We start from the raw sequence: 26312 nt of genomic DNA, 5'->3' as shown, positions 1-26312 counted from the left end.
GGTGTTCAAACAGAACAGAGCCGCACGGGCTTTGCCCGTGCGGCTCTTGGCTTTTATTCGCTTACTTCGCAGCCTTGGCGGCCTTGATGGCCTCGATCAGCATGGGGGTGACCTTGAACAGGTCGCCGCAGATGCCGTAGTCGGCAATCTCGAAGATGGGCGCAGTGTCGTTCTTGTTCACCGCGATGATGCACTCGGAGTCCTGCATACCGGCCTTGTGCTGGATGGCGCCGGAGATGCCCAGGGCGATGTACACCTTCGGATGCACCGTCTTGCCGGTCTGGCCCACCTGATGGTCGGCAGACAGCCAGCCGGAGTCGATGGTGGCACGGGAGCCGCCCACGACGCCGCCCAGGACGTCCGCCAGCTCCTCAGCCAGCTTGATGCCGCCCTCGACATCCTTGCTGATGCCGCGGCCCACAGACACGATGTAGTCCGCGCCGATCAGGTCCACCAGCTTCTTGGCGGCCTTCACGACCTCCACAACCTCGGTGTTCAGGTCGCTCTCGCTCAGCTGGAAACTGGGCTTCACGATCTCGCACGCATCCGCCTTGGCCTGGTCGAAGACGTTCTTCTTCATCACGCCGGGGCGCACCGTCGCCATGCAGGGACGGAACCGCGGGCAGATGATGGTGGCCATCAGGTGGCCGCCGAAGGCCGGACGGGTCATCTTCAGGTTCCGGTCCTCCATATCCCACTTCTGGCTGTCCACGTCCAGGGTGCTGGACTCACGCAGGAACTGGATGTAGTTCGCCACATCCACGTCCAGGTGGGTGCAGTCCGCGCACAGTCCAGTGTGCAGACGGGCCGCGCAGCGGGGCCCCAGGTCACGGCCGATGTTGGTGGCGCCGATCAGGAACGCCTCGGGCTTCAGCTCCTCGATCACGTCGCAGATCACCTTGGCATAGGCATCGGTGTTGTAGACGGCCAGCAGGGGGCTCTCGCACACCAGCACCTTGTCGGCGCCGTAGCCGCCCAGCTCCTTGGCAGCGGACTCGATGCCCTCGCCTCCCAGCAGCAGGCCGCACAGGTTCACACCCAGCTCGTCGGCCAAGTCGCGGCCCTTGGAGATCAGCTCAAAGTCGGTGGGCATCAGTTTGCCCTCGCGCTGCTCGCAGAAGACCCACACATCCTTGAAAGCAGCGATATCGGCGCTGTTGAAATTAGACATATTCGTTTATCCCCTTTCTCAGATGATGTGCTTCTTCGCCAGAATGTCGGCCAGCTTCTCGCAGGTCGCCTTGTCGGCGCCCTCCAGCATCATGCCGGCGCCCTTCTGGGGCGGGGTGAAGCTCTTGAAGATGTTGGTGGGAGAGCCCTTCAGGCCGATGGTGGTGGCGTCGATCAGGGGATCGTCCTTCAGCGCCTCATAGTCGTAGGTGGTCATGGGCTTGCCGTAAGCCTCGAACACACCGCCCACGCTCATATAGCGGGGCTCGTTCAGCTCCTTGATGCAGGTGATCAGGCAGGGAGTCTTGACCTTGATGGTCATGTAGCCGTCCTCCAGCATCCGCTTGACGGTGATGGTGTCGCCGTCCTTCTGGATGTCGGCGGCGTAGGTCACCTGGGGCAGATGCAGCTTCTCGGCAATCTGGGGACCCACCTGGGCAGTGTCGCCATCGATGGCCTGCCGGCCGCACATGACGATGTCGTCAGCCTCTACGCCGATCTTGTTGATGGCCGCAGCCAGGATCTGAGAGGTGGCGTATGTATCGGAACCGCCGAACTCGCGGGCGGACACCAGCACGGCCTCGTCAGCGCCCATAGCCAGCGCCTCGCGGAGCATACCGGCAGCGGGAGGCGGACCCATGGTCACCACAACAACCTTGCAGCCGGTGGCGTCCTTGATCTTCAGGGCCGCCTCCAGGGCGTTCATATCGTCGGGGTTGGTGATGGTCTGCATGGACGCACGGTTCAGGGTGCCGTCCGGATTCACCGCCACCTTACCGGAGGTGTCGGGAACCTGCTTGATGGAAACAATGATTTTCATGTTAACCTTTACCTCCTATCTTACTTCACGCCCAGGCGGCTGGAAATAACCATCCGCTGGACCTCGCTGGTACCCTCGTAGATCTCGGTGATCTTGGCGTCGCGCATCATGCGCTCCACGGGATACTCGCGGGTGTAGCCGTAGCCGCCGAACAGCTGGACGGCGCGGCGCGTGACATCGGAGGCAGCCTCAGCGGCGAACAGCTTCGCCATGGAGGCGTCCATGGAATAGTCCTCGTGATTCTGCTTCTTCATGGCAGCAGCGTACACCAGGTACTGAGCAGCCTGCATCCGGGTGTGCATGTCGGCCAGCTGGAACTGAGTGTTCTGGAACTGGCTCAGGCGCTTGCCGAACTGGACACGCTCCTGCGTGTACTTGACAGCCTCGTTGACAGCGCCCTCGCCCAGGCCCAGGGCCTGCGCGGCGATGCCGATCCGGCCGCCGTCCAGGGTCTGCATGGCGATCTTGAAGCCCTTGCCCTCTTTGCCCAGCAGATTCTCCTTGGGAACGATGCAGTCCTCAAAGATCAGGTCGCAGGTGGAGGAGCCGCGGATGCCCATCTTCTTCTCGTGCTTGCCGGTGGAGAAGCCGGGGAAGTCCTTCTCCACGATGAAGGCAGAGATGCCGTGGTTGCCCTTGGACTTGTCAGTCATGGCGAACACCACGAAGGTATCGGCCACGTTGCCGTTGGTGATGAAGCACTTGGAACCGTTGAGGACGTAGTGGTCGCCCTCCAGCACCGCCAGGGTCTGCTGGCCGGAGGCGTCTGTGCCGGCGTTGGGCTCGGTCAGGCCGAAGGCACCGATCTTCTTGCCGGAGAGCAGGTCGGGCAGATACTTCCGCTTCTGCTCCTCGGTGCCGTGCTCAAAGATGGGGGCGCAGCACAGGGAAGTGTGGGCAGAAACGATAACAGCAGTGGTGCCGCAGACCTTGGCCAGCTCCTCCACGCACATGGCGTAGGACAGAACGTCGCCGCCGGCGCCGCCGTACTCCTTGGGGAAGTAAATACCCATCATCCCCAGCTTGGCCATCTTCTCGACGGTCTCCATGGGGAACCGCTCCTCTTCGTCGATCTCCTCAGCCAGAGGCTTCACTTCGTTCTCGGCGAATTCACGGTACATCTTCCGGAGCATCTGCTGCTCGTTTGTCAGATGAAAATCCATATACCATTAACTCCTTTTCTTGTTGGTGCTGACTTCAATTACTTGGAATAATCATAGAAGCCCTTGCCGGTCTTCTTGCCCAGCAGGCCGCCGCGAACCATCTTGCGCAGCAGCAGCGCGGGACGGTACTTGGAGTCGCCGGTCTCATTGTACAGGGTCTCCATAATGGCCAGGCACACGTCCAGGCCGATGAAGTCGCCCAGAGCCAGGGGGCCCATGGGATGGTTGGCGCCCAGCTGCATGGCCTTGTCGATGTCGGCCACGGAGGCGACGCCGGTCTCTACCAGGCCGATGGCCTCATTTATCATGGGGATCAGGATCTTGTTGACCACGAAACCGGGGGCCTCAGCCACTTCGACGGGCTCCTTGCCGATCTCCTGGGACAGCTTATAGACGAAATCGAAGGTCTCCTGGGTGGTGTTGGCGCCGCGGATGATCTCCACCAGCTTCATGCTGGGCACGGGATTGAAGAAGTGCATACCGATGACGGGGTGCTTCAGACCGTTGCCCATCTCGGTGATAGACAGAGAAGAGGTGTTGGAGGCGAAGATGGCCTCGGGCTTGCACAGGCCGTCCAGCTCATTCAGCAGCTCCTTCTTGGTAGCCATGTCTTCCTTGACGCACTCGATGATGAGATCCGCGTCGGCGCAGGCGGACTTCTCCTCCACCAGCACGTTGGCCAGCAGGGCGTCCACAGCCTCCTGGGTCATCTTGCCCTTCTCCACCCGCTTCTGCAGGGAAGCAGCCAGCTTATCCTTGTGCTTCTGCGCGGAAGCGACGGAGCTGGCATACATCAGGGCGGTGTGGCCCTTTGCCGCGAAAACCTGCGCAATGCCGCTGCCCATGGTACCTGCGCCAAAAACTGCAACCTTCATGATTTTTCCTCCTGTTATTTTTGAATAAATTGTTTGGTTTCCTTGTTTCATGCCTTTCGGCACTCCAGGGGGCCGGGCTGTGCCGCCCCTCCGGGAGAACACAGAGTCATTCCGATATTGCCAATTTACTCACAAACTTTATTATAGGGTGACTGGCGGCATTTATCAAGTATAATTTGTGCAGTTTGCGAAAAATTTCACGTTTTTTACACTTCATACAAATTGTTCGTTAAACTTTATACAATTTTGTTAATGCATTCACAAGGCCCTTCGTTCCAGTTGTATCTGCCGGAAATCTCACAGCCTCTCGGCCGCCTCGCACCGGAGCCAAAATGCCAGGATCTCCTCCTTAGCCGCCTCCGCCCGGGAAAGAATGGCAGGGTGCCCACCGGATGCAAACAAGCGCACGGCGGCATGGGGCATCTGCGCCGCCATCGCCTTGTATTCCTCTTCCAAATCCTGTCTGCACATGGGGTCCTCCCGGCTCCCCATCAGGAGCACTGGCGGCCGCATCTGCTCCAGCGGGCCGCAGAACAGCGGCCGTCCGGAGGCGGCGCATCGCAACAGGGCATCCGTGTCCCGGTCCACCACCGCCTCCCAGTCCGGTCCCTGGCACCATGCATAAAATTCCCGGGCTGCCTTGTCTCTTTTGGCGCGGTCCCGCTCTGCTGTCAAATCCCGCGCAAACCCCGGGTGAAGGCTCCGCCCGTCAAAGCTGTCCGCCACTACGGCGCCTACTGCGCCGGGTGCCAGCAGGGCCGCGTTCATGGCGGCCCAGGCGCCGCCGCTGGTTCCCAGCAGACAGGGCCTCTCATAGCCCGCCGCCCGGATCAGGGCCAGGGCCTGCCGAGCCTCTTCCTGCCACAGGTCCGCCGGAAACGACTCCACCCGGTCGGAGCGCCCGTTTCCCAGAAAGTCCAGCAGCACACACCGGAAATGAGGCGTATAGAGTGGAAGCAACGGCTCAAACAGCCGGGATGAGGCGGTATTGCCATGGAGAAAGATCAGGACCGGGCCCTCGCCCGCCTCCTGATAAAACATGCTTCTGCCGCAGTAGGGCACCTTGGGCACATCGCTCCCCCCTCCCATTTGGGCTATCATATCATCTCTTTGCTTTCCGCGCAAGCAGGAAATCCACGCCGCCATTTACAGCGCCGGGTCTGTATGGTACAATAGCATTCTGAATGTACGGAGGACTCCCCGGCGGGGTCTTCCTGAAATCGGATCGGGAACCGACCCAGGAGGATGTTGACACATGCGGATGCGAAAGAAAAAGAATCTGATCCCCCGGATGGAGCGCTGCGGCGACCGCCTGATCCGGGAGCCCTACTCCATGCCGGGCAAGTGGCGGGAGCTGATGCCCCAGGCCCGGGAGCTGCGGCTGGAGCTGGGCTGCGGCAAAGGCCGCTTCACCGCCGGCACAGCGGCGGCGGAGCCGGACGTGCTGTTCATCGCTGTGGAGCGGGTGCCGGATGCCATGGTCATGGCCATGGAGCGGTGTGCGGCCCAGGGGCTCACCAACGTGTTCTTCATCGACGCCAATGCTGACCAGCTGCCCCTGTTCTTTGCCCCGGGAGAGGCGGACCGGATCTATATCAATTTCTGCGATCCCTGGCCCAGCAACCGCCACGCCAAGCGCCGCCTGACCCACGGCAACTTCCTGCGGCTGTACCGCCAGGTGCTGAAGATGGGCGGGCAGATCCACTTCAAGACGGACAATCAGGACCTCTTCACCTTCTCCGTGGAGGAGCTGCCTCTGTTCGGCTTTGAGCTGTCCGAGGTCACCCGGGACCTCCATGCGAATGGCCCGGTGGGCGTCATGACGGACTACGAGGCCAAGTTCCATGAGCAGGGGCTGCCCATCTGCCGGTGTGTGGCCACCATGGTTCCCTGGGAGGAACCCTTCCCCACCGACATTCGGCGGGTGAAGAACCGCTGGCTGGACGTTTTTGCCGACGGCGTGTCCGACGCGGAGTTGGGGAGGCATGTGCTGTCGGATGGGAATTACCTGTGGCATCTCTTCTCCTGGAACCTGGTGCCCTGCCTGTCCGGCGACGCGGCCCGGCAGGCTCTGTCGGAGGCATCCGGTGAGAAATACCTCTTTTATTATGAAGAGCCGCCGGAGGGTGAGCCTCTGGTGCGGCCGGTGACGGCGGAGGAGCTGGTTACCCTGCCCGCAGATGCACGCGCCATTCCCGGAGCGGACTGGTACGTGGTAGACAAGGATTTCACCTGGACGTTTGCGCAGCCCCATGAGGCGGACCGCGGGCCGTACTTCTGCCGGAAAGCCTGACCGAAGGGGCACAACGGGGATTGCCTCCCCTCCGTCCTGGATATACAAAAAGCAGCGCTCTCCCATTTGGGAGGGCGCTGCTCACATAGTCTGGAAAGGGATCTTACGCCTTCTTGGCGATCTCGGTCAGCTGGGTGAAGGCGGCGGCGTCGTTGACAGCCATCTCCGCCAGCATCTTCCGGTTGATCTCAATGCCAGCGACCTTCAGGCCGTGCATGAAGGTGGAGTAGTTCATGCCGTTCATCTTGCAGGCGGCGGAGATGCGGGTGATCCACAGGGAGCGGAAATCACGCTTCTTCAGCCGGCGGCCGGTGTAGGCATAGCTCAGGGACTTCATCACGGCCTGGTTGGCCACACGGAAGTGCTTAGACTTGGAGCCCCAGTAGCCCTTCGCCATCTTCAGGATCTTATTTCTTCTCTTGCGCGTCATCATCGCGCCCTTGACTCTAGCCATTTCAAAAACCTCCTATTTGAACGTCTCGTGTCTTACTTGTAGGGGATCATCTTGCGGATGGCATCCACATTGGTGGTATCCGCATAGCCGCCGGCACGCAGACGACGAGTGCGCTTGGTATCCTTCTTGGTCAGGATATGGCTCTTGTAGGCCTTGGCGCGCTTGACCTTTCCGGTCTTGGTCAGATTAAATCTCTTCTTTGCACCACTGTGGGTCTTCAGCTTCGGCATAATGGTTGCTCCTTCCGTATCGTTGAAATCAGATTACTTGCCGGATTTGGGGGAGAGGAAGATGGACATCATCCGGCCCTCCAGCTTGGCGGGCTTATCCAGATTGGCGGTTTCGGCGCATTGTGCGGCAAACCGGTCCAGCAGGTCCCTACCGATGTCGGTATGGGCCATCTCCCGGCCGCGGAATCGGACCGAGACCTTGACGCGGTTGCCGTCGGCGATGAACTTCTGCGCGTTTTTGAGCTTCGTATTGAAATCCCCGATGTCGATGCCCGGAGACATCCGAATCTCTTTGATCTCCACCACGTGCTGGTTTTTTCTGGCCTCTTTTTCCCGCTTGCTCTGCTCGAACCGGAACTTGCCGTAGTTCATCAGCTTGCACACGGGGGGAACGGCCTGCGGCGAGATCTTGACCAGGTCCAGGCCCTGCTCGTCGGCGATCTTCAAAGCTTCCGCAGGGGGCATGATGCCGAGCTGCTCGCCCTCGGAACCGATCAGGCGAATCTCCTTGTCTCTGATCTCCTCGTTCAGTTCATGCACTACTTTACTAATGGTCGAAGCACCTCCATCTCAGAATCACAAAACGCGGATACCATGCAGGCATCCGCGCAACAACAAACCACCGCCCGGTGGTCTGATTACAGCAGTGTAAACCTCTTTGCCAAATCGCTGGAGGTGAGGCGGATGCAGTCAGCCTTCTTTGTTTTGCTGGATTAGTATAGCACCCTTTTGTCCTTTTGTCAATCCATTTTTTCCTCCGGTGACAAGGTTTTTTCCAGCCTCCGCGTATAATTTCCGCAGCTGGCGGTGAGACTATGCCATGTACTCAAGCAGGCGAAAGGAGGTGTCCTGATGAGCAACCGCGACAACCAGAACAAGCGCGATGCCGGCCAGACTCAGCAGAAGGAGAACCGTGAGAACAGCCAGCAGAACCAGAACAAGGCCCAGAAGGAAAACCGCAAGTAACTCCCCTGGAATCGCCATACGGCGGGGCAGACGCCCCGCCGTATTTCTTTTGGAGAGAAGGGCTTACCGCCGGATGAACTGGAGGTTCACATCCACGTTGCCGCCGATACCGGCCACAGAGCACTTGCTGGAATACTGCCAGTAGTCCATGTGATAGTACAGGGTGGGGTACAGAAGCTCGGAGCTCTCGCTCTTGTACTCGGGGTACCAGGAGAGATACGGCTCCAGAGCGCCCTGGTCATATTTGATGTAGCTGACATACTGCCCGGCGTAGACCATGGCGTCGTAGCCGGCCTCTTCGATGCGCTCGCAGAACGCCACTGCGCAGGCGGTGGCCATCTCCGGCGTGGTGCCGTAGACCCGGTAGGTGCTGTCGTGCATCTCCCAGTCGTAGGCCACGGGGCCGTCGATCTCGTGGCCCTCCAGCAGGCTGATGACAAAGTCCGCCTCCTCGATGGCCTCCTCCACGGTGATGGCCTGGGCGAAGAAGTAGACGCCGGTCTCGATGCCCGCCGCCATGGCCCCGTCAATATTCTGGGCGTAGAAAGCATCCTCCATGATGCTGCCGGAGCCGTAGCCCCGCAGGCCGATCCGCACCATGGCGAACTCCACGCCGTCGGCCTTGGCGGCCTCCCAGTCGATGGTGTTGTTGGCGCTGGCCCGGTTCTGATAGGCGGACACGTCGATGCCGAAGCGGGTCCGGTAGTCGTCACCGGTATAGATCAGGCGGTCCGGACGGTCCGGGTCCCACATGAAATCTCCCTGGGAGAAGCGGTTCCGCTCCACCCCGGCGTAGATGGGGATCTGTTGGTTGCTGTATGTCAGATACTCCCCTGTGGTCTCCGAGGGCGTGTACACGTCGCCGGGCTGGATGGCCGGCGGCTGCTCCGGCTCCTCCGGCCGCTGGGAGAGGTCCGTGACCACGGCGCTGCCGAAGTTCCGTACCGCGCCCTGGATGGTCACGTTCTCCAGGGTCACCGTCCCGGTGACGCCGGGGGCCAGAATCAGATCCCCCGTGATGGTCATGTCCTGGAGGCAGGCCCCCTCCGCCGCGTTGACCATCACCGTGCCCTCCACGTCCTGGGTGTAGGTGGTGCTGGTCTGGATCAGCACCTCGATCATGTTGTCCAGGATCGTCACGATCTCCGCCCGGGTGATGGCGTCCGTGGGACGGAAGTACCCGTCGGAGGAATCCGTGATGTAGCCCAGGGCGGACATCTCCGCCAGATACGGCTTCGCGTAATCCGCCACCTGGTCCGCATCCAGGTAATAGACCGTTGCGCTCTCCCCCGAGATGTTGAAGGCCCGTGCGATCATGGTCACCGCCTGCTGGCGGGTGATGGTGTCCCCGGCCAGGGCCTGCCCGTTGTTGCCCAGGTAAACGCCGGAGGCGTGGAGCTTCAGGATGGCATCCTCCCAGTAGTTCCCGCTCAGATCAGAGAACGTCCCGGCGGGCGAGGTGCTTTGGAATTTCAGGAAGCGGTCCAGAATGCCCGCAAAGGCGCCCCGGGTGATGGAGTTGTCCGGCCGGAATGTGCCGTCCTCATAGCCGTTGATGATGCTGTACTCCTCACTCCATTTCGTGATGGCGGTCTCCGCCCAGTGGCCCGTCGTATCGGTAAAGGCCGCCCGGGCCGGCAGTACCAGAGACCCCACTGTCACTGCCAGCGCCAGCAGCGCCGCAAACACCCGTTTTTTTCCCATGATCCGCTTCCTTTCCTGTTTTTTCGACATACCGTGTCCCAAAAAAGTCCCACCGCAGTGCGGAGGGACGCTATAATTGGTTTACATATTATCACAGCCGCTTCTCCCTGTCAATCTCCCGCAGGCAGAAAACGGGCTTTGCAAATTTTTCCGGAAGGTGAATAATCCGGGCAGGCTGGTCCGTGTTATGGGTGAAAGGAGCTGAGGACCCTGACTTCGTTTGGTACCGACGAATCCATCCGCCGCACGGTGGCTGCGTACAGCCCCATGCTGCTGCGGATCGCCATGACCCGCCTGTCCTCTCCCGCCGACGCGGAAGACGTGGTGCAGGAGGTCTTTTTGAAGCTGCTGACCACCCGGCCGCACTTCCGGGACCTGGAGCACGAAAAGGCGTGGCTGATCCGCACCACGCTCCACCGGGCCTGCGACATGGCCCGGGCGGCGGAGCGGCGGAATCTCCCCCTGGAGACCGCGGAGGTCCTTCCAGGCGGAGAGATGCCGGAGCCCTCCCCCATCCTTTCCGCCGTGCAGGCCCTGCCGGCGAAGTACAGCGCTGTCATCCACCTCTATTATTATGAGGGCTATTCCATCAAGGAGATTTCCAAGCTGCTGCAAATCCCCCTCCCTACCGTGGGGACCCGACTCTCCCGGGGGCGGGAGCGGCTGCGCCAACTTTTAAAGGAGGATGTGGAATGAATCGCCAGAACTACCGCGCCGCATTTGACGCCGTGGACTTCTCCCCGGACTTCGAGGAGCGGACTCTTCAAAAGCTGGCAGCCATGCGGCACGCATCTGAAAAGGAGCAGAACAAGATGTCCATGAATCGCACGAAAAAAATTACCCTGCTGGCTGCGGCGGCCGTGGCCCTCCTGGCCGTGACTGTGTCCGCCGCCGTGCTGTGGCTGACCCCCGCCCAGGTTGCGGAGGAACTGAACGATCCAATGTTGGCGGAGGCCTTCCAAAGCGAAGCCGCCGTGATCCTCAATGAGACCCAGACCGTTGGGGACTACACCGTCACCCTGATGGGGATGGTCAGCGGCGCCAACATCTCCCAGTGGTGCGCCGATGTCCAGGAAAGCCGCACCTATGCCGTGGTGTCCGTGGTCCGGACGGACGGCACACCCCTGACAGAGGAGAACTATGACGTGGTCCCCTGCGGGGCCTTCACTGTTACGCCCCTGGTGTCCGGCTATGATCCCCGGGCCGTCAACGTGTTCACCCTGAACGGTGCCTGCTCCTCCTTTCTGCGGGACGGCCGGGCCTATTATGTACTGGACACGCAGAGCCTGGAGATATTTTCGGATCACACGGTATATCTCGCGCTGTATGAGGGATTCGCCGCCCCCTCCTATGAGCGTTTCTCCCTGGCAGAAGACGGCACAGTGGATCTGCGGGACAATGTGACGGGCTGCATGTTCACCCTGCCGCTGGACACACATACAGCCGATCCGGACGCTGCCCGGGCCTTTGTGGAGAGTACCGGTATCCCATGGGAGCCTATGACGGATGCGCAGCTGGCGGTGCAGGAGGCGCATGAGGACCTGGAAGTGGAGAAATCCGCGGACGGGGTGGGGAACCAGACCTTCCTGATTCAGGAGGCCAACTGACGAATTGTATACAGCAAGGGCGGAGAGGGGCTCCCTCTCCGCCCTTGTCTTTTCTGGTCAAGCTGTTTGTGTTTGCGGGGGCCGCGGGACCGGAACCACCGCGTCCCGCAAAATGGACTCTGAGCGGAAGGCCGACAGCGCCAACCCGATCAGGGCGCAGTCCACCATGCTGTGGAGATTTCCCGTCACCAGAGGGAGCTGGGCGCTGAACAGCACAAAGCCCAGATTCAGCGCCGCCGCAAAGGCCGACTGCACCGCCAGCGTCAGGACAACGGCCAGTGCCAGCAGCTTTCCGCTCTGGCTTTGCTGGCAGGCACATCGCCGCAGCATCCACAGCAGCAGGACAGCCAAAACTGCCAGCAGGAGCAGATAGGGCAACCACCCCAGTTTGTAGACCATGGTGGTGGGCAGAAAATCGTGGTTCCACTCCGGCAGCATCATCTCCGGGAGCAGTTCCCTGCCCCAGACCGTTTGCGGCTGGATTGAGAGGTCTCCTCCCTTCCCCATCAGGCGGGATGCCCCAAGTATCCGGCGAGCCATTACAGCCTGATACCCCGCCCCCTGTGGGTCTATCTCCGGGTGCAGGAGAATCTGAATCCGCGCTGCATTATAGCCCGCCACCAACAGCATCCACAGCACCGCTCCAGCCATCACAGCAGCCAGTCCGCCCACCGCCGCCAGTCCCTGCCGCCGGGGCACGGTGAACCAGTCCATCTGGATAGCGAGCAACAGCAGAAAGCAGCCAATAACCATCAGCTGAATCATCCCCTGAATAAAGGGCGCACACATACAGACCACCGTCAAAGGGATGCCGCCCGCCACGGCAGCCAGCAGGCCCCGCCAGCCCTTTCCCCGGCAGGCATACAGCCACAGTGCGTAGACTGCCGGATAGAACAGCACCACATACCGGGTGAAATAAGAGGCGTTGTTGACATTGGGTGAGAGATGTAGGGACAATACCCCCGCCATCACCGCACCGATGTACACCCACTTGGCCCAGCGCAGCAGCCGGGAGACGTCCAGGAAGTAGGCTCCGACCAGCACAGCAGCCCCGGTCACCACTGACAGAGCACAGCGCAGCGGATCCAGATCCTCATCCCAGGGTGCTCCCGCTCGGGTGAGGGCGTACCGCAACCAGCCGCCCACCAGCAGCAGCGCCAGGGTCAGGCCCAGCATCCCCCACTGGGGCCTGGGCCGGTGGAGGCGGTCCAGGTCCGCGCCCACGGCCACCGGGTCCCCCATATCCTCCACTGCCAAGCGCTCCGCCTCTTCCGGCGGATGGCCTTCGGCCAGAAATTCCTCCTGCTGGTCCTCCAGATGAGTTTCCAGCTCCCGGGCCGCCACAGTCCGGGCCCGCTTCCAGCGGATTTGTGCCTCCACCGCGTCCAGATAGCCCCGGACGCTCTCAGGTCCCGGCACAGCAGGCACCTCCCCCCAGCACACGGCCCACGGCATCGGCATAGGTGTGCCACGCCGTCTCCTTCTCCCGCAGGGCGGCCTCCCCCGCCTTTGTCAGATGGTAGTACCGCCGGGGCTTACCGGCAGCGGCCTCCCGCTCGTAGGCGGTGACCAGCCCCTTTTCCTCCAGGCTGTGGAGGAGGGGGTACAGGGTCCCCGCTTTCAGGTGGAACACGTCCTCCGACCGCTGCCGCAGCTCGCTGGTCATCTGGTAGCCGTACTTGTCCCCGTCCTCCAGCAGCTTCAGGACCAACAGGGCCATGCTGCCGCTGACCAGACTCTTATCGGCCTCCATAGACTTCCTCCTTATATAGATATTCTATATATTTTGACAGCGCCATTATATATCGATTCCCTATATAAGTCAAGTAAAAAAACCGCCCGGACCAGATGGTCCGGGCGGCAATTCGTTATTCCACAGTCACGCTCTTGGCGAGGTTCCGGGGCTTGTCGATGTCACAGCCCCGCTGGAGCGCCACATAGTAGGCGAACAGCTGCAGGGGCACCACGCCCAGAGAGGGCTGGAGCATGGGATGGGTCACCGGCACAGAGACAGTGGCGTCGGCAGTCTTCTCCATCTTTTCCCGGAAGTCCTCGGTGGTCAGGGCCAGCACCTCGGCCCCCGGGCCTTCACCTCCACCACGTTGCTCATGGCTTTGTCAAAGAGAGGCGCGTAGGTTCCCAGGGCCACCACCAGGGTCCCCGGCTCGATCAGGGAGATGGTGCCGTGTTTCAGCTCGCCGGAGGCGTAGGCCTCCGAGTGGATATAGCTGATCTCTTTCAGCTTCAGGGAACCCTCCAGGCCCATGGCGTAGTCCAGGTTCCGGCCGATGAAGAAGATGGAGTCGTGGTTGAAGTACCGGGAGGCGTAATACTGGATGTCCTCCGTGTGGGAGAGGAACTGGCGCATCTTCTCCGGCAGCAGCTGCATCTCGGAGAGAATGGTGTCATACTCGCTCTGTTCCACCATACCCAGCAGGTCCGCCAGATAGAGGCCCACCAGATCCATCAGCACCAGCTGGGTGGTGTATGCCTTGGTGGTGGCCACGGCGATCTCCGGCCCGGCCCAAGTGTACAGCACGTCATCCGCCTCCCGGGCGATGGAGCTGCCCACCACATTGACGATGGCCAGGGTCCGGCCGCCCCGGCGCTTGGCCTCCCGCATGGCGGCCATAGTGTCCAGGGTTTCTCCAGACTGGCTGATGACGATGACCAGAGTCTTTTCGTCCACCAGAGGATCACAGTACCGGAACTCGGAGGCCAGCACCACCTCCACCGGGCGGCGCAGCAGCTTTTCCCAGCTGTACTTGCTCACCACGCCCACATGGTAGCTGGAGCCGCAGGCGATGACGTAAATCCGGGAGAGGTCGCGGACGTACTCCGCCGTCAGATGCAGATTGTCCAGCACCACACGGCCGTCCCGGATGCGGGGGGAGATGGTCTTGCGGACCGCCTCCGGCTGCTCCATGATCTCCTTGGCCATGAAGTGGGCGTAGCCGCCCTTCTCCGCTGCGGACACATCCCAGTCCACCAGACTGTGGGTCTTCTCCACCGGCAGCAGCTCGTCGTCAAACACGTCCACGCTGTCGGCGGTGAGGACAGCGATCTCCCCATCGTCCATGTACACCACGTCCCGGGTGTACTTGATGACAGCCGTCACGTCGGAGGCGATGAAGTTGCCGTTCTGACCGTAGCCGATGATGAGGGGGCTGTCCTTCCGGGCGGCAATGAGGGCGTTGGGGTAATCCGCACAGATGATGCCGAAGGCGTAGGACCCCTCGATCCGCCGCAGGCAGCGGCCCACAGCCTCCAGCATGTTGTGGCATTCGTTGTAGTGGAACTCCAGCAGCTGTGCCACCACCTCCGTGTCCGTGTCGGAGGTGAAGTGGACGCCCTGGCGCATGAGGTGCTCCTTGATTTCCAGATAGTTTTCGATGATGCCGTTGTGGACGAGGGCGATCCGCCCGTTCTCGCTGACGTGGGGATGGGCGTTGATGTCATTGGGCTCCCCGTGGGTGGCCCAGCGGGTATGCCCGATGCCCAGGTTCCCCTCCAGGTCCGCGCCGCCGTGGATCAGGTCGGATAAGACCTGAAGCCGCCCCTTGGTCTTGCGCACCTGGAGTCCCGCCGTCTCGGACCGCACCGCCACGCCGGCGGAGTCATACCCCCGGTACTCCATCCGCTCCAGGCCGTCCAGCAGAATGGGGGCCGCGGGCTCGTTTCCTACAAATCCGATGATTCCGCACATATTCGATAATCCTCCTGAAGATTCTGTAATGAATGGTCAAAAGGACAAACACGCAGTCATTTGTCACTTTCTTCACGGTCACAGCCCCCTTGTTTTGCGGTTGCCCGCATATTTGCCGGCTGTGTACGCGCCCGTGGGCACGGAAGGGCATCCGCCGAATCCTTCGATACTCCCTTCCCCTCGTCGTCCCGCCGCTGGCGGCGGGCGCTGGCGCTGTGATGGGCCGCGGCCCATAAACTCCTTTCACATCTGCGATTTTTCTTTTTTTGATTTTGATGCGGTCACTATAATATGCGCCTGATAAGCCCATCTTAAATAGGTCTGTTAAGACGATTCAGCACATATTGACCGTTGACTGGCTCTACATCTCTCAAAAATGATACTCCATGATATGTTCCCCCTTGCTATCGTATTTCCCGTTAAACCGGAAACCAATCTGTTGATAAAGCTTGATTGCATGGGGATTATTCTCATACACGCTAAGATATACCGTGCCGCTCTGATACTCTGTATGCAATCTGTCAAGAAGCGAAAGCACCGCCTGTTTTCCATATCCTTTTCCCTGATATCTTTTATCAATGAGCAGCCGATCCAGCCATAGCTGTCCCGGAGCCGGCTCTGGAAAATAGCCGTACATAGCAAAACCAATCAGCGTGTCGCTGTCATAAATACCAACAGGCCGCCACAGCTCCAATTCATCTGCCTCCCGCAAGCACTCGCTTACACTCTCAATAAAACCAGCCTGCTCAGAAAAGACAGTCAAGCCCTCAACTTCCCTGCGGTTTTCGGCGTTTACCGATTTGAAATGTAATTGTTTGTGAACACTTGAATCCATCATTATTTTTTCTTATTAATTCTCAAAACTGTTGCTGTATAACTCTATATTTTCTTTCCATGCTTTACAAGAATCTCCCCCTCCTGGGGGAGCCTTATCCCGGATAAAAATCCCGTTCCGGCAGATACTAGCGGAACGGAGGGATTTTCGCCATGATAACCGCCTTTGTCCGAACGATCATTCTCTATTTCCTTATTGTGGTCGGGATGCGCCTGATGGGCAAGCGCCAGATCGGCGAGTTGGAGCCCAGCGAGCTGGTGCTGACCATGATGATCTCCGACCTGGCCGCCGTGCCCATGCAGGACTTCGGCATTCCGCTGCTCTCTGGCCTGCTGCCGATCCTGACGCTGCTGGCCCTGTCACTGCTGCTGAGTCAGCTGTCTCTCCGCAGCCTGCGGCTGCGGGCGCTGATCTGCGGGACGCCCACGGTCCTGATCCGGGGCGGCAAGCTGCAGCAGGACGCCATGCGGAAGAACCGCTTTACCATCGATGAGCTGATGGAGGAACTGCGGGAGCAGGGCGTCACCCGCATCGAGGACGTGAAGTACGCCGTGCTGGAAAACTCCGGCCAGCTGACCGTCTTTCCCTGGACAGCCCAGCAGCCGCCCACGGCGGAACAACTGGGACTGGGGCTGGAGGATGATGTGACACTGCCCATGGTCATCATCAACGACGGGCGGGTCATCCACCGCAATCTGACCGCCTGCGGCCGGGACGAGAACTGGCTGCGCAAGCAGCTGTCCCGGGAAAAAGCCTCCTCTCCCCGCGAGATCTTCCTCCTGACCCTGGACGAACAGGGGCAGGTATTCTGCGTCCGAAAGGAGCGAGAGTCATGAGGGCGTATGGAATATCCGTCGGCATCCTGGCAGCCATCCTGGTCTTTTCCCTGTGGAACAGCTCCTACATGACCGCCAGCACCGTCCGCTGGCGGGAGCAGCTGCAGCAGGCGGACGCCCAAGCCCAGTCAGAGGCCTGGACCGAGGCCGTGGATACGCTGGCAGGCAGCTATGACGACTGGTCGGAAAGCCAGACCTACCTCCACATCGTGGCGCGGCATGATACGGTGGACGACGCGGAGGCCATGTACCGCCGGGCCCTGGCCTTCGCCGCCACCCGGGAGCTGACGGAGTTCCGGGCGGAGATCTCGGACCTGCGGGATCAGCTCCGGCTCCTGGCGGAGACGGAGCGGCTGGATATCAAGAACGTCCTCTGACGGCCTTCACCGGTTGTCGGCCAGGAGCTTGTTCAGCTCTGTCATAAAGGTGTCGATATCCTTGAATTGGCGGTAGACGGAGGCAAACCGGACATAGGCCACCTGGTCCACGTTTCGCAGCCGTTCCATCACTTTTTCGCCGATGGCCTCTGTGCTGATCTCCCGCTCCATGGAGTTCTGCAGATCCTGCTCGATCTCCTCGGCGATCTTTTCCAGCTCCGCCAAGGGCACCGGCCGCTTTTCGCAGGCGCGGATCATGCCGCCCAGCACCTTCCGCCGGTCAAAACTCTGGCGGCTGCCGTCCTTCTTCACCACCACCATAGGCAGGCTCTCCACCGTCTCATAGGTGGTAAATCGCTTGCCGCAGGAAAGGCACTCCCGCCGGCGGCGGATGCTGCTGTTTTCGTCCGCGGGCCGGGAATCAATGACCTTGCTCTCACTGTAACCGCAATAGGGACACTTCATACTGGACCTCCAAACGCTCCGCCGGCGCCCGGCCGGCAGGTCTTCCCGTGTCTGAGGCCGGGCGGAGAGCCCCTCCGCCACGGCCGTCTTGGGGTTATTATATCATACCCCCGGGAAATGTGGAACACATCATTTGGAATTTTCTGAAAATGTCTCTGTCCGCCGGACGGCTCAGAACACCGGTCGCTCCTCCCCGTTGAAGGCAAAGATGGCGTAGCTCCGGCCATGGATACGGCGGATATGGGCAAAGCAGAACAAGGCGGTCAGCGGAAAGGGGCGGCCCACGTCATAGGGCACCGCCAGCTCTCGCCGCCCCTGCTCCTCCCGGACAAGGACGCCCGGCACAAGGTGCAGCTGCTCCCGAAGCCATGGGGAACGGAGACGCACTGCCGAGCGCTCCAGCGGCGTCCAATCCTCCGGCTCCGGCGGATGGGCAGGGCGGATCTCCCCCTGCCGCAGCTTTCCTAGAGGGGCTGTCAGCCGGGCGGAAAACCGCCGCCGGATTGTGGCCCGGTCCCCACAGGGCTCCAGAACGCCCAGCCGCAGCTCTCCCCGGTCGCCCACCGCCCAGGCGCACCAGAGGCCCTCTCCCGGCAGGCGGCACCGGGCCTCAAACCAGGTGTACAGCGCCTCCTGCTCCGTGATGAGCTCCCCCACAGAGAAACAGCCCTGCATCAGTGGAAACTTGTCCATCGCTCTGCCCCCTCTCCAAACGGCCCCGCCTGGCACAACCTATGCCCAGGCGGGGCCGTTTATGCGGAGATCAGGCGACGGTGTAGCTGCCCCGGACCAGCAGCTTGGTGGTGCCGGCCGTGGCGCGGACGCCCCGGCCCTCAATGGTCATCATGTACAGGTGGTTCTGGACCAGCGCACTGCCGTTGTTCAGCGCTGTGGCTGCGGTCTCGTCAATGAGACCGGGGCTGGAGGGAGAAACGCACACAGCCGTTCCCACTCGCAGCATTACCTCACAGCCGATGTCCCCAGTGAGGACTTGTCCGCTGGTGAGGGTCACCACAGTGAAGTTGGACGCGGCACCGGCTCCGCTGCCTGCCGAAATGCCCAACTGGGCATTCCGGGCGGCGATCTTCTGGTCCACCCGCTCCATGATGGAGTCCATGAACGTCTCGTTCAGGTAGCTCAGGGTCACCAGCGGGTCGTCGGAGGATCCGGCCTCCGCCGCCGCGGTAATCGTCACGTTCAAGGCGCCGCAGAGCACCAGCAATGCCAGCAGCCGCAGATACCATCTGTTCTTTTTCATGCGCTTATGTACCTCCGTATTGATTGTCGGATCTGAAAAATCGGTACCCCTGAAAAGGGCGGAACGCCCTTTTCAGGAGGACCCTTCGATCAAACCACGCATTTCCGGGCGGCCAGGAGACGGCTTCCGCCGCAGCGCCCGGCCTGTGTATTGCCGAAGAAACGGATCTCTCAAACCATCTGGTCGTGGGGCAGTCCGAAGCTGACCGCGATGGCCAGATCGACCTTCTCCATCACATTCTCCTCCACATGGCCCATCTTTTCCCGCAGGCGCTTTTTGTCCAGGGTGCGCACCTGCTCCAGCAGGACCACCGAATCCCGGCTCAGGCCGCAGCTGTGGTCCACGGGAAGGTCGATATGTGTCGGCAGCTTGGCCTTCCCGGTCTGGGAAGTGATGGCCGCCGCGATCACAGTGGGACTGTACCGGTTGCCGGTGTCGTTCTGAATGATCAGAACCGGCCGGACACCACCCTGCTCACTGCCCACCACCGGGGAGAGATCGGCATAGTAAATATCGCCGCGCTTGACACTCGTATCCACAAAGTTCACACTCCGCCGAAAGAAGTACCCATCACCGAAGGCCCTTCGGTGAGGCCACTTTCATTCTCCCACGCAGGTACGGAATTTATACTTTGCCAATGCCGCAAAATTCCGGCGTCCTCGCCCCGCACTATCCTATGCCCGGAACAAGGCGTGTGTGTATGGATTTGTGTCCGCGCTTCCCTGCGCTCACAGCAGCCGCAGGCTCCGCTCCACGATTTTACCGCCTTCGATATATACCCGCGGCACCCGCTTGCTCACCGCACAGGTCAGGCCCCACCGCGCGTTGCGCGGCGGGGACCCCGATCTCATTTTGGTCGGCCAGGCAAAGCCCGCTCTCCCCAAGGTTTTGCCGCACGCGGCAAAACGCTTGGACGCCGCGCTGCGGCGGCTCGCTTCCCTGCGCTCACAGCAGCCGCAGGCTCCGCTCCACGATTTTACCGCCTTCGATATACACCCGCGGCACCCGCTTGCTCACCGCGCAGGTCAGCTCATAGGGGATGGTGTTCAGAATGGCCGCCAGGTCATCCACCCGCTGGCGGCGGCCGAAGATCTCCACCTCGTCCCCGACCTTGACGTCGGGCAGGTCTGTCAGATCGATCATGGACATGTCCATACAGATCCGGCCCCGCTGAGGGGCTGGGCCCTGGGCTGTCACCACCGACATCCGGTTGGAGAGGCCCCGGAAGAAACCGTCCGCATAGCCGATGGGCAACACCCCGATCCGGGTCCTTCCCTGGGTGCGGAACGTCCGACCGTAGCTGACGTCCGTGCCCGGGTCAAAGGTCTTGATGGTGGAGACGCTGGACTTCAGGCTCATCACCGGCCGCAGGTCCAGCCGCTGCGCATCGGCGCCCACGCCGTACAGGGCGATGCCCGGCCGCACCATGTCGAGATACATCTCCGGATAGCGGGCCAGAGCGCCGCTGTTGGCGCAGTGGCGGATGGCAAAGGTTCTGCCCCCTGCAGCCAATGCATCCAGCACACGGGTGAACACGTCGAACTGCGCTCTCGTATAGGCCTCACTGTCTCTGTCGTCCTCGTCGGAGACGGCGAAGTGGGTGAAGATGCCTTCCGCCTCCAGTCCCGGCAGGGCGCAGGCGGCGGCGATGGATTCCACGCCTGTGTCAAAGTGCCCCTCCCGCACCAGGAAACCCAGCCGGGACATGCCGGTGTCCACCTTGATGTGGACCTTCAGTGTGCCGCCGCTCTCCACGGCTGCGGCGCTGTACGCCTCCGCCTTGGCCAGGGCGGACACCGCCTGGGTGATGCCGTACTCGATCAGCTGGGGCACCATGGCCGGGGGCGTGTGGCCCAGGATCAGAATGGGCGCCTGAATGCCGGCCCGGCGGAGTTCTTTCGCCTCGTCCAAGCTGGACACCGCCAGATAGTCCGCCCCCAGCTGCTCCAGCTTGCGGGACACCTGAATGGCCCCGTGGCCGTAGGCGTCCGCCTTCACCACACCCAAATACTTCACGTTGGGCCCGATCTTTCTGCGGGCCTGCTGATAGTTGTGGGCCAGGGCGTCCAGGTCGATCTCCGCCCAGGTCCGTCTCAGAATCGGTTCCTCCATGTGTCGGTCACCTTCTCCGTCAGTCTATGGAAGCGGCGGGAGGAACCCTCCCGCCGAAGTCATTCCTGGTTTTCTATTGTATCATAAAAGGAAAAGCTCGTAAAGTCTGCCGTCAAAATGATTTCCCCATCCACGGCGATCTCCCCTCGGAGGGGCGTACCGTCCTCCTGCCGCAGCCAGAGGGTGGAGAGGATCTTCCCATTCTGCTCTCCGGTCTGGTCCACCGTCAGACGGAAGCAGGACGTCTCCTGCCAGTCCTCCTCGCTCTCCTCCAGCAGCCACCCGTCCCGCAGGGCGCTCATCAGCTGGGGCAGGCAGGCCATGGGGCTCACCTCCTGGCTGCTGAGGTTCCCGGCGTTCAGGCACTGGTCCTCGTACACCAGTTCCACTTCCCCGTCGGAGAGCACTGCCTTCACGCCCGCGATGGTCTCCGGTGCCAGGACCTCCACAGTGGTCTCCCCCTCCGGCACGTAGTCGCACTGGAGCGTGGCCTCCCAGGCCGCGCCGTCCTGCGTGCAGGAGACCTCCGCCTCCATGACGCAGCCCGCCATGTTCCGATAGGGCATCCGGGCATCCGCCGCATCCCCCGCCTCTCCGCCTGTGCCGCCGCAGGCCGTCAGCAGCAGGCACAGGGTCATCATTGGTATGCAAGCCCATCTGCGCACCGCAAAAACCTCCGTCTTTTATAGGATCTCCCCGATGGCCGCCGGCAGTGACGACACCACGTCCTCCGGCGTCATACCATAGGGCGTCAGGCGCTCCGCCGCCAAGTCCCCGGCCCGGCCGTGGAGCCACACGCCGACCGCCGCCGCCCGAACGGCAGTCGCCCCCTGGGCCAGCAGGGCGGCGACAATCCCCGTCAGCACGTCGCCGCTGCCGCCCTTGGCCAGGCCGGAATTTCCGGTGGTGTTCACCAGCACGTTCCCCGCCGGGGCGGCGGTGAGGGTCCGGTGGCCCTTCAGCACCAGGACACAGCCATGGGCCGCTCCAAAGGCCCGGGCGGCCCCCAGCCGGTTGCTGCCGGTGAGGTCGCCGCCGATGCGGGTGAACTCCCCGTCGTGGGGCGTCAGCACCGTGATCCGGTCTCGCCGGGCGTCCAGTACATCTATATGTCCCCCAGGGCGTTTATGCCGTCGGCGTCCAGCACCATCGGCTGCTGGATCTTCTGCAGCAGATCCAGCACCAGCTCCGTGACGCCATCTCCCCGGCCCAGTCCAGGGCCCAGAGCCACTGCGTCACAGCCGGCAGCCCGCTCCAGGATTTCCTCTTTCGCCTTGGGAGAGAGCCTCCCATGTTTGTCCGGCAGAGGGAATGGCATGGCAGAGACGCACTTGGCCGCCTCCACCGGCCAGATGGTCTCCGGCACCCCCAGGGACACCAGCCCGCACCCGGTCCGCACCGCCGCCGCGGCAGTGAGATAAGGCGCACCGGTATAGCCCACTGCGCCGCCGACGATCAGCACCTTGCCGAAGGTTCCCTTGTGGCCGTCCGCCCTCCGGGGCGGCAGGGCCGCACGGGCAAAGTCCCGCTCCACCGTCTGGGCCCGGCAGACAAGGCCCCGGACCAGATCCGCCGGGATGCCGATGTCCCGGACCTCCACGTTCCCGGAGAGGGCGGCCCCCTCCCCCACTGCCTGACCGATCTTGGGCAGTGTGAAGGTGACAGTGCGATCCGCCCGAACCGCACGGCCCAGCACGGCGCCGGTGTCCGCCGACACGCCGCTGGCAATGTCCGCCGCCACCACGGCGGCCCTGCTCTCATTCATCCAGTCCACCGCCGCGGCAAAGGGCGTGCCTGCCCCGATGGGCCGGGAGAGGCCCACGCCGAAGAGGGCGTCGATCACCACGTCGCACCCCAACACCCAGGCCCGCTGGCTTTCGTCCGCCGGGTCGAACCGCTCCAGCTCCACACCGCACTCGCTGAGACGGCGGGTCTCCTCCAGGGCGTCCGGCGTCAGCTTCTCATAGTCCCCTACCAGGAACGCCCGGACCTTCAGCCCCTTCAAAAACAGCAGCCGGGCTGCGGCGATTCCATCGCCGCAGTTGTTGCCCGCGCCGCACAAGGCCGCCCCCGACATTTCCCCGGCCGCTTGGGCAGCAGCGCCAGCGCCGCCTCTGCCACGCCTGCCGCCGCCCGCTCCATCAGGTCGATGGAGGGAATGCCCCGCTCTTCAATGGCCTGCCGGTCCAGCTCCTTCATCTGCTCCGCCGTCGTCAGCTTCATGGCCGTAACCTCCTGTGTTCCTCATGGTTTTCTGGTGCCTATTATAGGAATTCCCGCTCCGGATTGCAATCATTTGTAACCAGATCGTCATGAATTTTCCGGTGGAATGTGATATGATGCTTCAAAAAGGAACGAAAGGAGGCGCTGCCCATGAGGCGTTTTGGGGCGCTTCTTCTCCTGACCATCACGCTGCTCGCCGGCTGCGGCGGGCGGGAATCTCCGGTTTCGCCCGATGAGGCCCGGAGACCGCTCTGACGGAACAGGACGTTATCAATATGTATACCGCCGCGTCGGCGGTATACGACTGGTTTGATCTGACCACCCTGCCCCTGGACATGGAGGACGCCCGCACAGAGGGAGACCTGACCTACTACCGGGTGGATGCGGAGAATCTCTCCCTGCCCGTTTCTACCGTGGCAGAGCTCACGGACAGTGCGCTTCCCTGGCAGCCGCAGCCGGTCACGATCACGTCCCTGGCAGACCTGCGGGAGACGGCGGAGTCCTACTTCTCCCCGGAGATTGTGGACAACCTCTTCGCCCTGTCCCCGGATCACTACAAGGACTTCGACGGCGTTCTCTACGCCACCGACGGGGGCCGAGGGAGCAACCTGTACCTGCTGGACAAGACCGTGGCGGCGGAGCAGGTGGATGCGGACCACTGGACGGTGACGGTCACCTTCTACGCCGACAGCTGGGCCTTTGAGAAACCCAGTACCACCGTCGGCTACTCCCAGGCGGTGCTGGATCTGGAACACACGGCGGACGGCTGGAAATTCACTTCCTTTGTTCCCTCCGACGGGCTGGACCTGGAGGCGGAGACGGTGTTCCAGTTCACCTATGATATTGATACCTTCATGCGTGATGACGCCGGTAACCTCGACACCTGGTCCGACCTGAAGCTGGCCTGCTGGCTGCTCCACGCGGACGGAGCTTATTCCGAAGGTGCCACCGACTATTTAACCAGGCGGTTCCTGGAGGACCCGGACACCTGGTTCGATGCGTTGTCCGTCTTCCCGGACAGCCCCTGGGAGCACGCCGACATTGTGGTGGCCGCCCCGGTGAACGACACCTACGCCTGGTATGGTCAGGAGGAGCAGGACCGGCTGACAGAGATCCTGGACACCTACCAGCCGGAAAACGACGCCCAGCAGGCCCTGCTGGACGCCCTGAAGGAGGCCCGGCCCCAGGCCATCGAGCGGGCAACGGAAAACGCCACCGCCTCCTTCTGTCTGGTGACGGAGGGGCAGTTCCTCTCCCTGGGGCGCAAAGAGGGCGGATACCCCTGGGACTATGAGGGTCTCCCGGAGACGCCCCAGTCCGCCGGGACGGGGGACAACGGGGAATCGCTCTTCACGTTTTCCTTTGGAGGCGTGGATGTGGCGTATCTGGATGCGGATGGAACCGACAATATCTACCGCATGACCACCACGGTGCCGGGGCCGCGGACCCTGGGAGGCATCCAGGTGGGGGACTCGGAGGACGATGTAAAAGCCGTCTACACCGGTGCGGTGCAGATGGAGGCGGTGGGCGAGGACCAGTTCGGCGCCGACTACGCCCTGATCCACGAGCCCGGCGGCCTGTCCTACTGCAAGCACATCTCCTTTTTCATCACGGACGGCGAGGTGTCCGCCATCCAGGTGGAGGACCTGGTGGACGGCCGGCTCTTGAGCTGAAAATTTCCGCCCCGATCCGCTGAATTTCGGCGAATCGGGGCTTGCATTTGTCCCGTTTCTGTGCTATAAGTGTTAATTGTTATCAGCGATGAACGGGAAAATAACCGTGATACGCCGCCGAGAGAGGTCTGGCCACCGGCTGCAAGCCAGACTGCGGACGCCCGGTTTGGTTCGCCCGGGAGCCGCCGTGGAGACACGGCCGGTCCGCCCTCCGTTACCGGGGCCACGAGTGCGCGCCGCTTTTGGCGCGAATCCGGGTGGTACCGCGGAAGGATTCGCCTTTCGTCCCAGGGATGGGACGAGAGGCGTTTTTTGTTATCACAAAGATAGGAGATATGAGATAGAAGATAGGAGTTTTGGTATCCGGCAAAGCCGGATGATCCCAATAGAGCCGCACAGCGGCCGCCCCAGTTCCTATCTCCGATCTCCACGCTCCTAACTCAAAAAAGGAGTCTGACGTATGAAGGAACAACTGGAAGCCATTCGCGCCGGCGCGCTGGCAGCCATCGGCGCCGCCGGGAACACCGGAGAGCTGGAGGCCCTCCGGGTCCAGTACCTGGGCAAAAAGGGAGAACTGACCGCCGTTCTGAAGCAGATGGGCAAGCTCTCCGCCGAGGAGCGGCCCGTCATGGGCCAGCTGGCCAACGCCGTCCGGGCAGATGTGGAGTCCGCCATCGAGCAGCAGTCCGCCGTCCTGGCGGAAAAGGCCCTGGAGGAGCGGCTGGAGGCCGAGGCGCTGGACATCACCGTCCCCGGCAAGGCCCACAAGCTGGGCCACAAGCACCCCATGTACACCGCGCTGGATGAGATCAAGGAGATCTTCATCTCCATGGGCTTCACGGTCCTGGACGGCCCGGAGGTGGAGCTGGCCACCTATAACTTCGACAAGCTGAACGCCGGCGAGGGCCACCCCTCCCGGGACTGGAGCGACACCTTCTACTTTGACGAGGACAGCCGGGTGATGCTCCGCTCCCAGACCAGCCCCATGCAGGTCCGGGCCATGGAGACCATGGAGCTGCCCATCCGCATCATCGCCCCCGGCCGGGTGTACCGGAAAGATGAGGTGGACGCCACCCACTCCCCCATGTTCCATCAGGTGGAGGGCATGGTCATCGACAAGGGCGTCACCATGGCGGATCTGAAGGGCACCCTGAACACGGTGGTGGAGATGCTGTACGGCAAGGGCACCAAAACCCGGTTCCGCCCCCATCACTTCCCCTTCACGGAACCCTCCTGCGAGATGGATGTCCAGTGCCACAAGTGCGGCGGCGTGGGCTGCCCCACCTGTAAGGGCGAGGGCTGGATCGAGCTGCTGGGCGCCGGCATGATCCACCCCAAGGTGCTGAAGATGTCCGGCATCGACCCGGAGGTATACTCCGGCTGGGCCTTCGGCATCGGCCTGGAGCGCACCGCCATGCGGCGGTTCAAGATCGCCGACCTGCGGCTGATCTTTGAGAACGACGTGCGATTCCTGGAACAGTTCTAGTTCTTAAAGAGGGGATCCCGTCCCCCTTTAGATTCCCCCTCACCAGTGACATCGGTCAC

At 62.0% G+C, this 26312-nt stretch carries 29 protein-coding genes and 1 pseudogene; 8 read left to right on the top strand and 22 right to left on the bottom strand.

Translation table 11 applies throughout. The annotated features are described in order from the left end of the window. Positions 1–61: 61 nt before the first annotated feature. The 5 genes from acrA to EIO64_RS16605 all read right to left on the bottom strand — a co-directional run bounded on the left by acrA (position 62) and on the right by EIO64_RS16605 (position 5099). Positions 62–1171, bottom strand: coding sequence for an acryloyl-CoA reductase electron transfer subunit beta (gene acrA / locus EIO64_RS16625; RefSeq protein ID WP_119310815.1), 1110 nt, complete (start codon positions 1169–1171; stop codon positions 62–64). Between the two features lie 18 nt (positions 1172–1189). Continuing rightward, positions 1190–1990 carry an acryloyl-CoA reductase electron transfer subunit gamma gene (gene acrB / locus EIO64_RS16620; protein WP_119310814.1) on the bottom strand — a complete coding sequence of 267 codons (801 nt, stop codon included), beginning with the start codon at positions 1988–1990 and terminating at the stop codon, positions 1190–1192. 20 nt (positions 1991–2010) lie between these two features. Continuing rightward, positions 2011–3153, bottom strand: coding sequence for an acyl-CoA dehydrogenase (locus tag EIO64_RS16615; RefSeq protein WP_021751625.1), 1143 nt, complete (start codon positions 3151–3153; stop codon positions 2011–2013). A gap of 38 nt (positions 3154–3191) precedes the next feature. Continuing rightward, positions 3192–4031: a 3-hydroxyacyl-CoA dehydrogenase family protein gene (locus EIO64_RS16610; protein WP_429835899.1), complete on the bottom strand. Its 840-nt coding sequence runs from the start codon at positions 4029–4031 to the stop codon at positions 3192–3194. Between the two features lie 294 nt (positions 4032–4325). Further along, complete coding sequence (locus tag EIO64_RS16605; protein WP_333635546.1) at positions 4326–5099, bottom strand: alpha/beta fold hydrolase; 774 nt, start codon at positions 5097–5099, stop codon at positions 4326–4328. Positions 5100–5283: 184 nt separating this feature from the next. On the opposite strand from EIO64_RS16605, the gene trmB reads away from it, so the two are divergent. Beyond that, entirely contained in the window at positions 5284–6321 is a 1038-nt protein-coding gene (gene trmB, locus EIO64_RS16600; RefSeq protein ID WP_119310813.1) for a tRNA (guanosine(46)-N7)-methyltransferase TrmB, read from the top strand. A gap of 103 nt (positions 6322–6424) precedes the next feature. On the opposite strand, the gene rplT is transcribed toward trmB, so the two are convergent. Genes rplT through infC form a run of 3 tightly spaced genes read right to left on the bottom strand, consistent with a single transcriptional unit; the run spans position 6425 to position 7545 of the window. Next, positions 6425–6775, bottom strand: a complete 351-nt coding sequence (gene rplT, locus EIO64_RS16595) for a 50S ribosomal protein L20 (RefSeq protein WP_021750187.1) — start codon at positions 6773–6775, stop codon at positions 6425–6427. Positions 6776–6807: 32 nt separating this feature from the next. Next, on the bottom strand, positions 6808–7005 hold the full coding sequence (rpmI, locus tag EIO64_RS16590; protein WP_021750186.1) for a 50S ribosomal protein L35: 198 nt from the start codon (positions 7003–7005) through the stop codon (positions 6808–6810). A 33-nt stretch (positions 7006–7038) separates the two neighbouring features. Next, the gene (gene infC / locus EIO64_RS16585) at positions 7039–7545 is read right to left on the bottom strand and encodes a translation initiation factor IF-3 (protein ID WP_021750185.1); all 507 of its coding nucleotides are present in this window, start codon (positions 7543–7545) and stop codon (positions 7039–7041) included. Here infC and EIO64_RS16580 point away from each other — a divergent pair. Continuing rightward, entirely contained in the window at positions 7540–7722 is a 183-nt protein-coding gene (locus EIO64_RS16580; RefSeq protein ID WP_021750184.1) for a hypothetical protein, read from the top strand. The two genes, infC and EIO64_RS16580, sit on opposite strands and share 6 nt — an antisense overlap. A gap of 312 nt (positions 7723–8034) precedes the next feature. Here EIO64_RS16580 and EIO64_RS16575 read toward each other — a convergent pair whose 3' ends face one another. Beyond that, positions 8035–9675 carry an S-layer homology domain-containing protein gene (locus EIO64_RS16575; RefSeq protein WP_136891647.1) on the bottom strand — a complete coding sequence of 547 codons (1641 nt, stop codon included), beginning with the start codon at positions 9673–9675 and terminating at the stop codon, positions 8035–8037. Between the two features lie 249 nt (positions 9676–9924). Here EIO64_RS16575 and EIO64_RS16570 point away from each other — a divergent pair, with 249 nt between their 5' ends. Continuing rightward, positions 9925–10371 (top strand): RNA polymerase sigma factor, encoded by a 447-nt coding sequence (locus EIO64_RS16570; protein ID WP_249390719.1) that lies wholly within the window; start codon positions 9925–9927, stop codon positions 10369–10371. Continuing rightward, entirely contained in the window at positions 10368–11282 is a 915-nt protein-coding gene (locus tag EIO64_RS16565) for a hypothetical protein (RefSeq protein ID WP_021748704.1), read from the top strand. The genes EIO64_RS16570 and EIO64_RS16565 overlap by 4 nt, the downstream gene beginning before the upstream one ends. Positions 11283–11339: 57 nt before the next feature. Here EIO64_RS16565 and EIO64_RS16560 read toward each other — a convergent pair whose 3' ends face one another. The 4 genes and pseudogenes from EIO64_RS16560 to EIO64_RS16545 form a co-directional block, all read right to left on the bottom strand. Then, the gene (locus EIO64_RS16560) at positions 11340–12701 is read right to left on the bottom strand and encodes a permease prefix domain 1-containing protein (RefSeq protein WP_136891645.1); all 1362 of its coding nucleotides are present in this window, start codon (positions 12699–12701) and stop codon (positions 11340–11342) included. After that, positions 12688–13035 carry a PadR family transcriptional regulator gene (locus tag EIO64_RS16555; protein ID WP_021748702.1) on the bottom strand — a complete coding sequence of 116 codons (348 nt, stop codon included), beginning with the start codon at positions 13033–13035 and terminating at the stop codon, positions 12688–12690. Before EIO64_RS16555 ends, EIO64_RS16560 begins: the two co-directional genes overlap by 14 nt. 115 nt (positions 13036–13150) lie before the next feature. After that, a pseudogene (glmS, locus tag EIO64_RS16550) lies at positions 13151–14988 on the bottom strand (glutamine--fructose-6-phosphate transaminase (isomerizing)). A gap of 370 nt (positions 14989–15358) precedes the next feature. Further along, a complete protein-coding gene (locus tag EIO64_RS16545) occupies positions 15359–15826 on the bottom strand; it encodes a GNAT family N-acetyltransferase (protein ID WP_021748700.1) in 468 nt (155 codons plus the stop codon). A gap of 149 nt (positions 15827–15975) precedes the next feature. On the opposite strand from EIO64_RS16545, the gene EIO64_RS16540 reads away from it, so the two are divergent. Both EIO64_RS16540 and EIO64_RS16535 read left to right on the top strand, forming a co-directional pair. Beyond that, positions 15976–16659: a DUF421 domain-containing protein gene (locus tag EIO64_RS16540; protein ID WP_021748699.1), complete on the top strand. Its 684-nt coding sequence runs from the start codon at positions 15976–15978 to the stop codon at positions 16657–16659. Next, entirely contained in the window at positions 16656–17036 is a 381-nt protein-coding gene (locus tag EIO64_RS16535; protein WP_021748698.1) for a DUF4363 family protein, read from the top strand. The genes EIO64_RS16540 and EIO64_RS16535 overlap by 4 nt, the downstream gene beginning before the upstream one ends. Before the next feature lie 6 nt (positions 17037–17042). On the opposite strand, the gene nrdR is transcribed toward EIO64_RS16535, so the two are convergent. The 9 genes from nrdR to EIO64_RS16490 form a co-directional block, all read right to left on the bottom strand. Continuing rightward, positions 17043–17501 carry a transcriptional regulator NrdR gene (nrdR, locus tag EIO64_RS16530; RefSeq protein ID WP_021748697.1) on the bottom strand — a complete coding sequence of 153 codons (459 nt, stop codon included), beginning with the start codon at positions 17499–17501 and terminating at the stop codon, positions 17043–17045. Between the two features lie 171 nt (positions 17502–17672). Then, complete coding sequence (locus EIO64_RS16525) at positions 17673–18194, bottom strand: hypothetical protein (protein ID WP_119310809.1); 522 nt, start codon at positions 18192–18194, stop codon at positions 17673–17675. Positions 18195–18264: 70 nt separating this feature from the next. Then, on the bottom strand, positions 18265–18759 hold the full coding sequence (locus tag EIO64_RS16520; RefSeq protein WP_119310808.1) for a hypothetical protein: 495 nt from the start codon (positions 18757–18759) through the stop codon (positions 18265–18267). Positions 18760–18929: 170 nt separating this feature from the next. Beyond that, positions 18930–19298: a type II toxin-antitoxin system PemK/MazF family toxin gene (locus EIO64_RS16515; RefSeq protein WP_025544461.1), complete on the bottom strand. Its 369-nt coding sequence runs from the start codon at positions 19296–19298 to the stop codon at positions 18930–18932. A 406-nt stretch (positions 19299–19704) separates the two neighbouring features. Beyond that, positions 19705–20871, bottom strand: coding sequence for an alanine racemase (alr, locus tag EIO64_RS16510; protein ID WP_119310807.1), 1167 nt, complete (start codon positions 20869–20871; stop codon positions 19705–19707). A 59-nt stretch (positions 20872–20930) separates the two neighbouring features. Continuing rightward, on the bottom strand, positions 20931–21512 hold the full coding sequence (locus EIO64_RS16505; RefSeq protein WP_249390718.1) for a hypothetical protein: 582 nt from the start codon (positions 21510–21512) through the stop codon (positions 20931–20933). Between the two features lie 42 nt (positions 21513–21554). Then, a complete protein-coding gene (locus EIO64_RS18895) occupies positions 21555–21944 on the bottom strand; it encodes an ADP-dependent NAD(P)H-hydrate dehydratase (RefSeq protein ID WP_158629826.1) in 390 nt (129 codons plus the stop codon). A 32-nt stretch (positions 21945–21976) separates the two neighbouring features. Then, a complete protein-coding gene (locus EIO64_RS18890) occupies positions 21977–22948 on the bottom strand; it encodes an NAD(P)H-hydrate epimerase (RefSeq protein WP_136891643.1) in 972 nt (323 codons plus the stop codon). Then, entirely contained in the window at positions 22873–23094 is a 222-nt protein-coding gene (locus EIO64_RS16490; RefSeq protein WP_136891642.1) for a hypothetical protein, read from the bottom strand. Before EIO64_RS16490 ends, EIO64_RS18890 begins: the two co-directional genes overlap by 76 nt. Before the next feature lie 275 nt (positions 23095–23369). On the opposite strand from EIO64_RS16490, the gene EIO64_RS16485 reads away from it, so the two are divergent. Both EIO64_RS16485 and pheS read left to right on the top strand, forming a co-directional pair. Continuing rightward, positions 23370–24767 carry a hypothetical protein gene (locus EIO64_RS16485; RefSeq protein WP_136891641.1) on the top strand — a complete coding sequence of 466 codons (1398 nt, stop codon included), beginning with the start codon at positions 23370–23372 and terminating at the stop codon, positions 24765–24767. Positions 24768–25227: 460 nt separating this feature from the next. After that, positions 25228–26253 carry a phenylalanine--tRNA ligase subunit alpha gene (gene pheS / locus EIO64_RS16480; protein WP_021747627.1) on the top strand — a complete coding sequence of 342 codons (1026 nt, stop codon included), beginning with the start codon at positions 25228–25230 and terminating at the stop codon, positions 26251–26253. Positions 26254–26312 lie beyond the last annotated feature (59 nt).

Source organism: Dysosmobacter welbionis, assembly GCF_005121165.3.
Lineage (GTDB): Bacteria > Bacillota > Clostridia > Oscillospirales > Oscillospiraceae > Oscillibacter > Oscillibacter welbionis.
The sequence above is the reverse complement of the archived record's forward strand: the minus strand, read 5'-3'. Positions and strand labels throughout refer to the sequence as shown.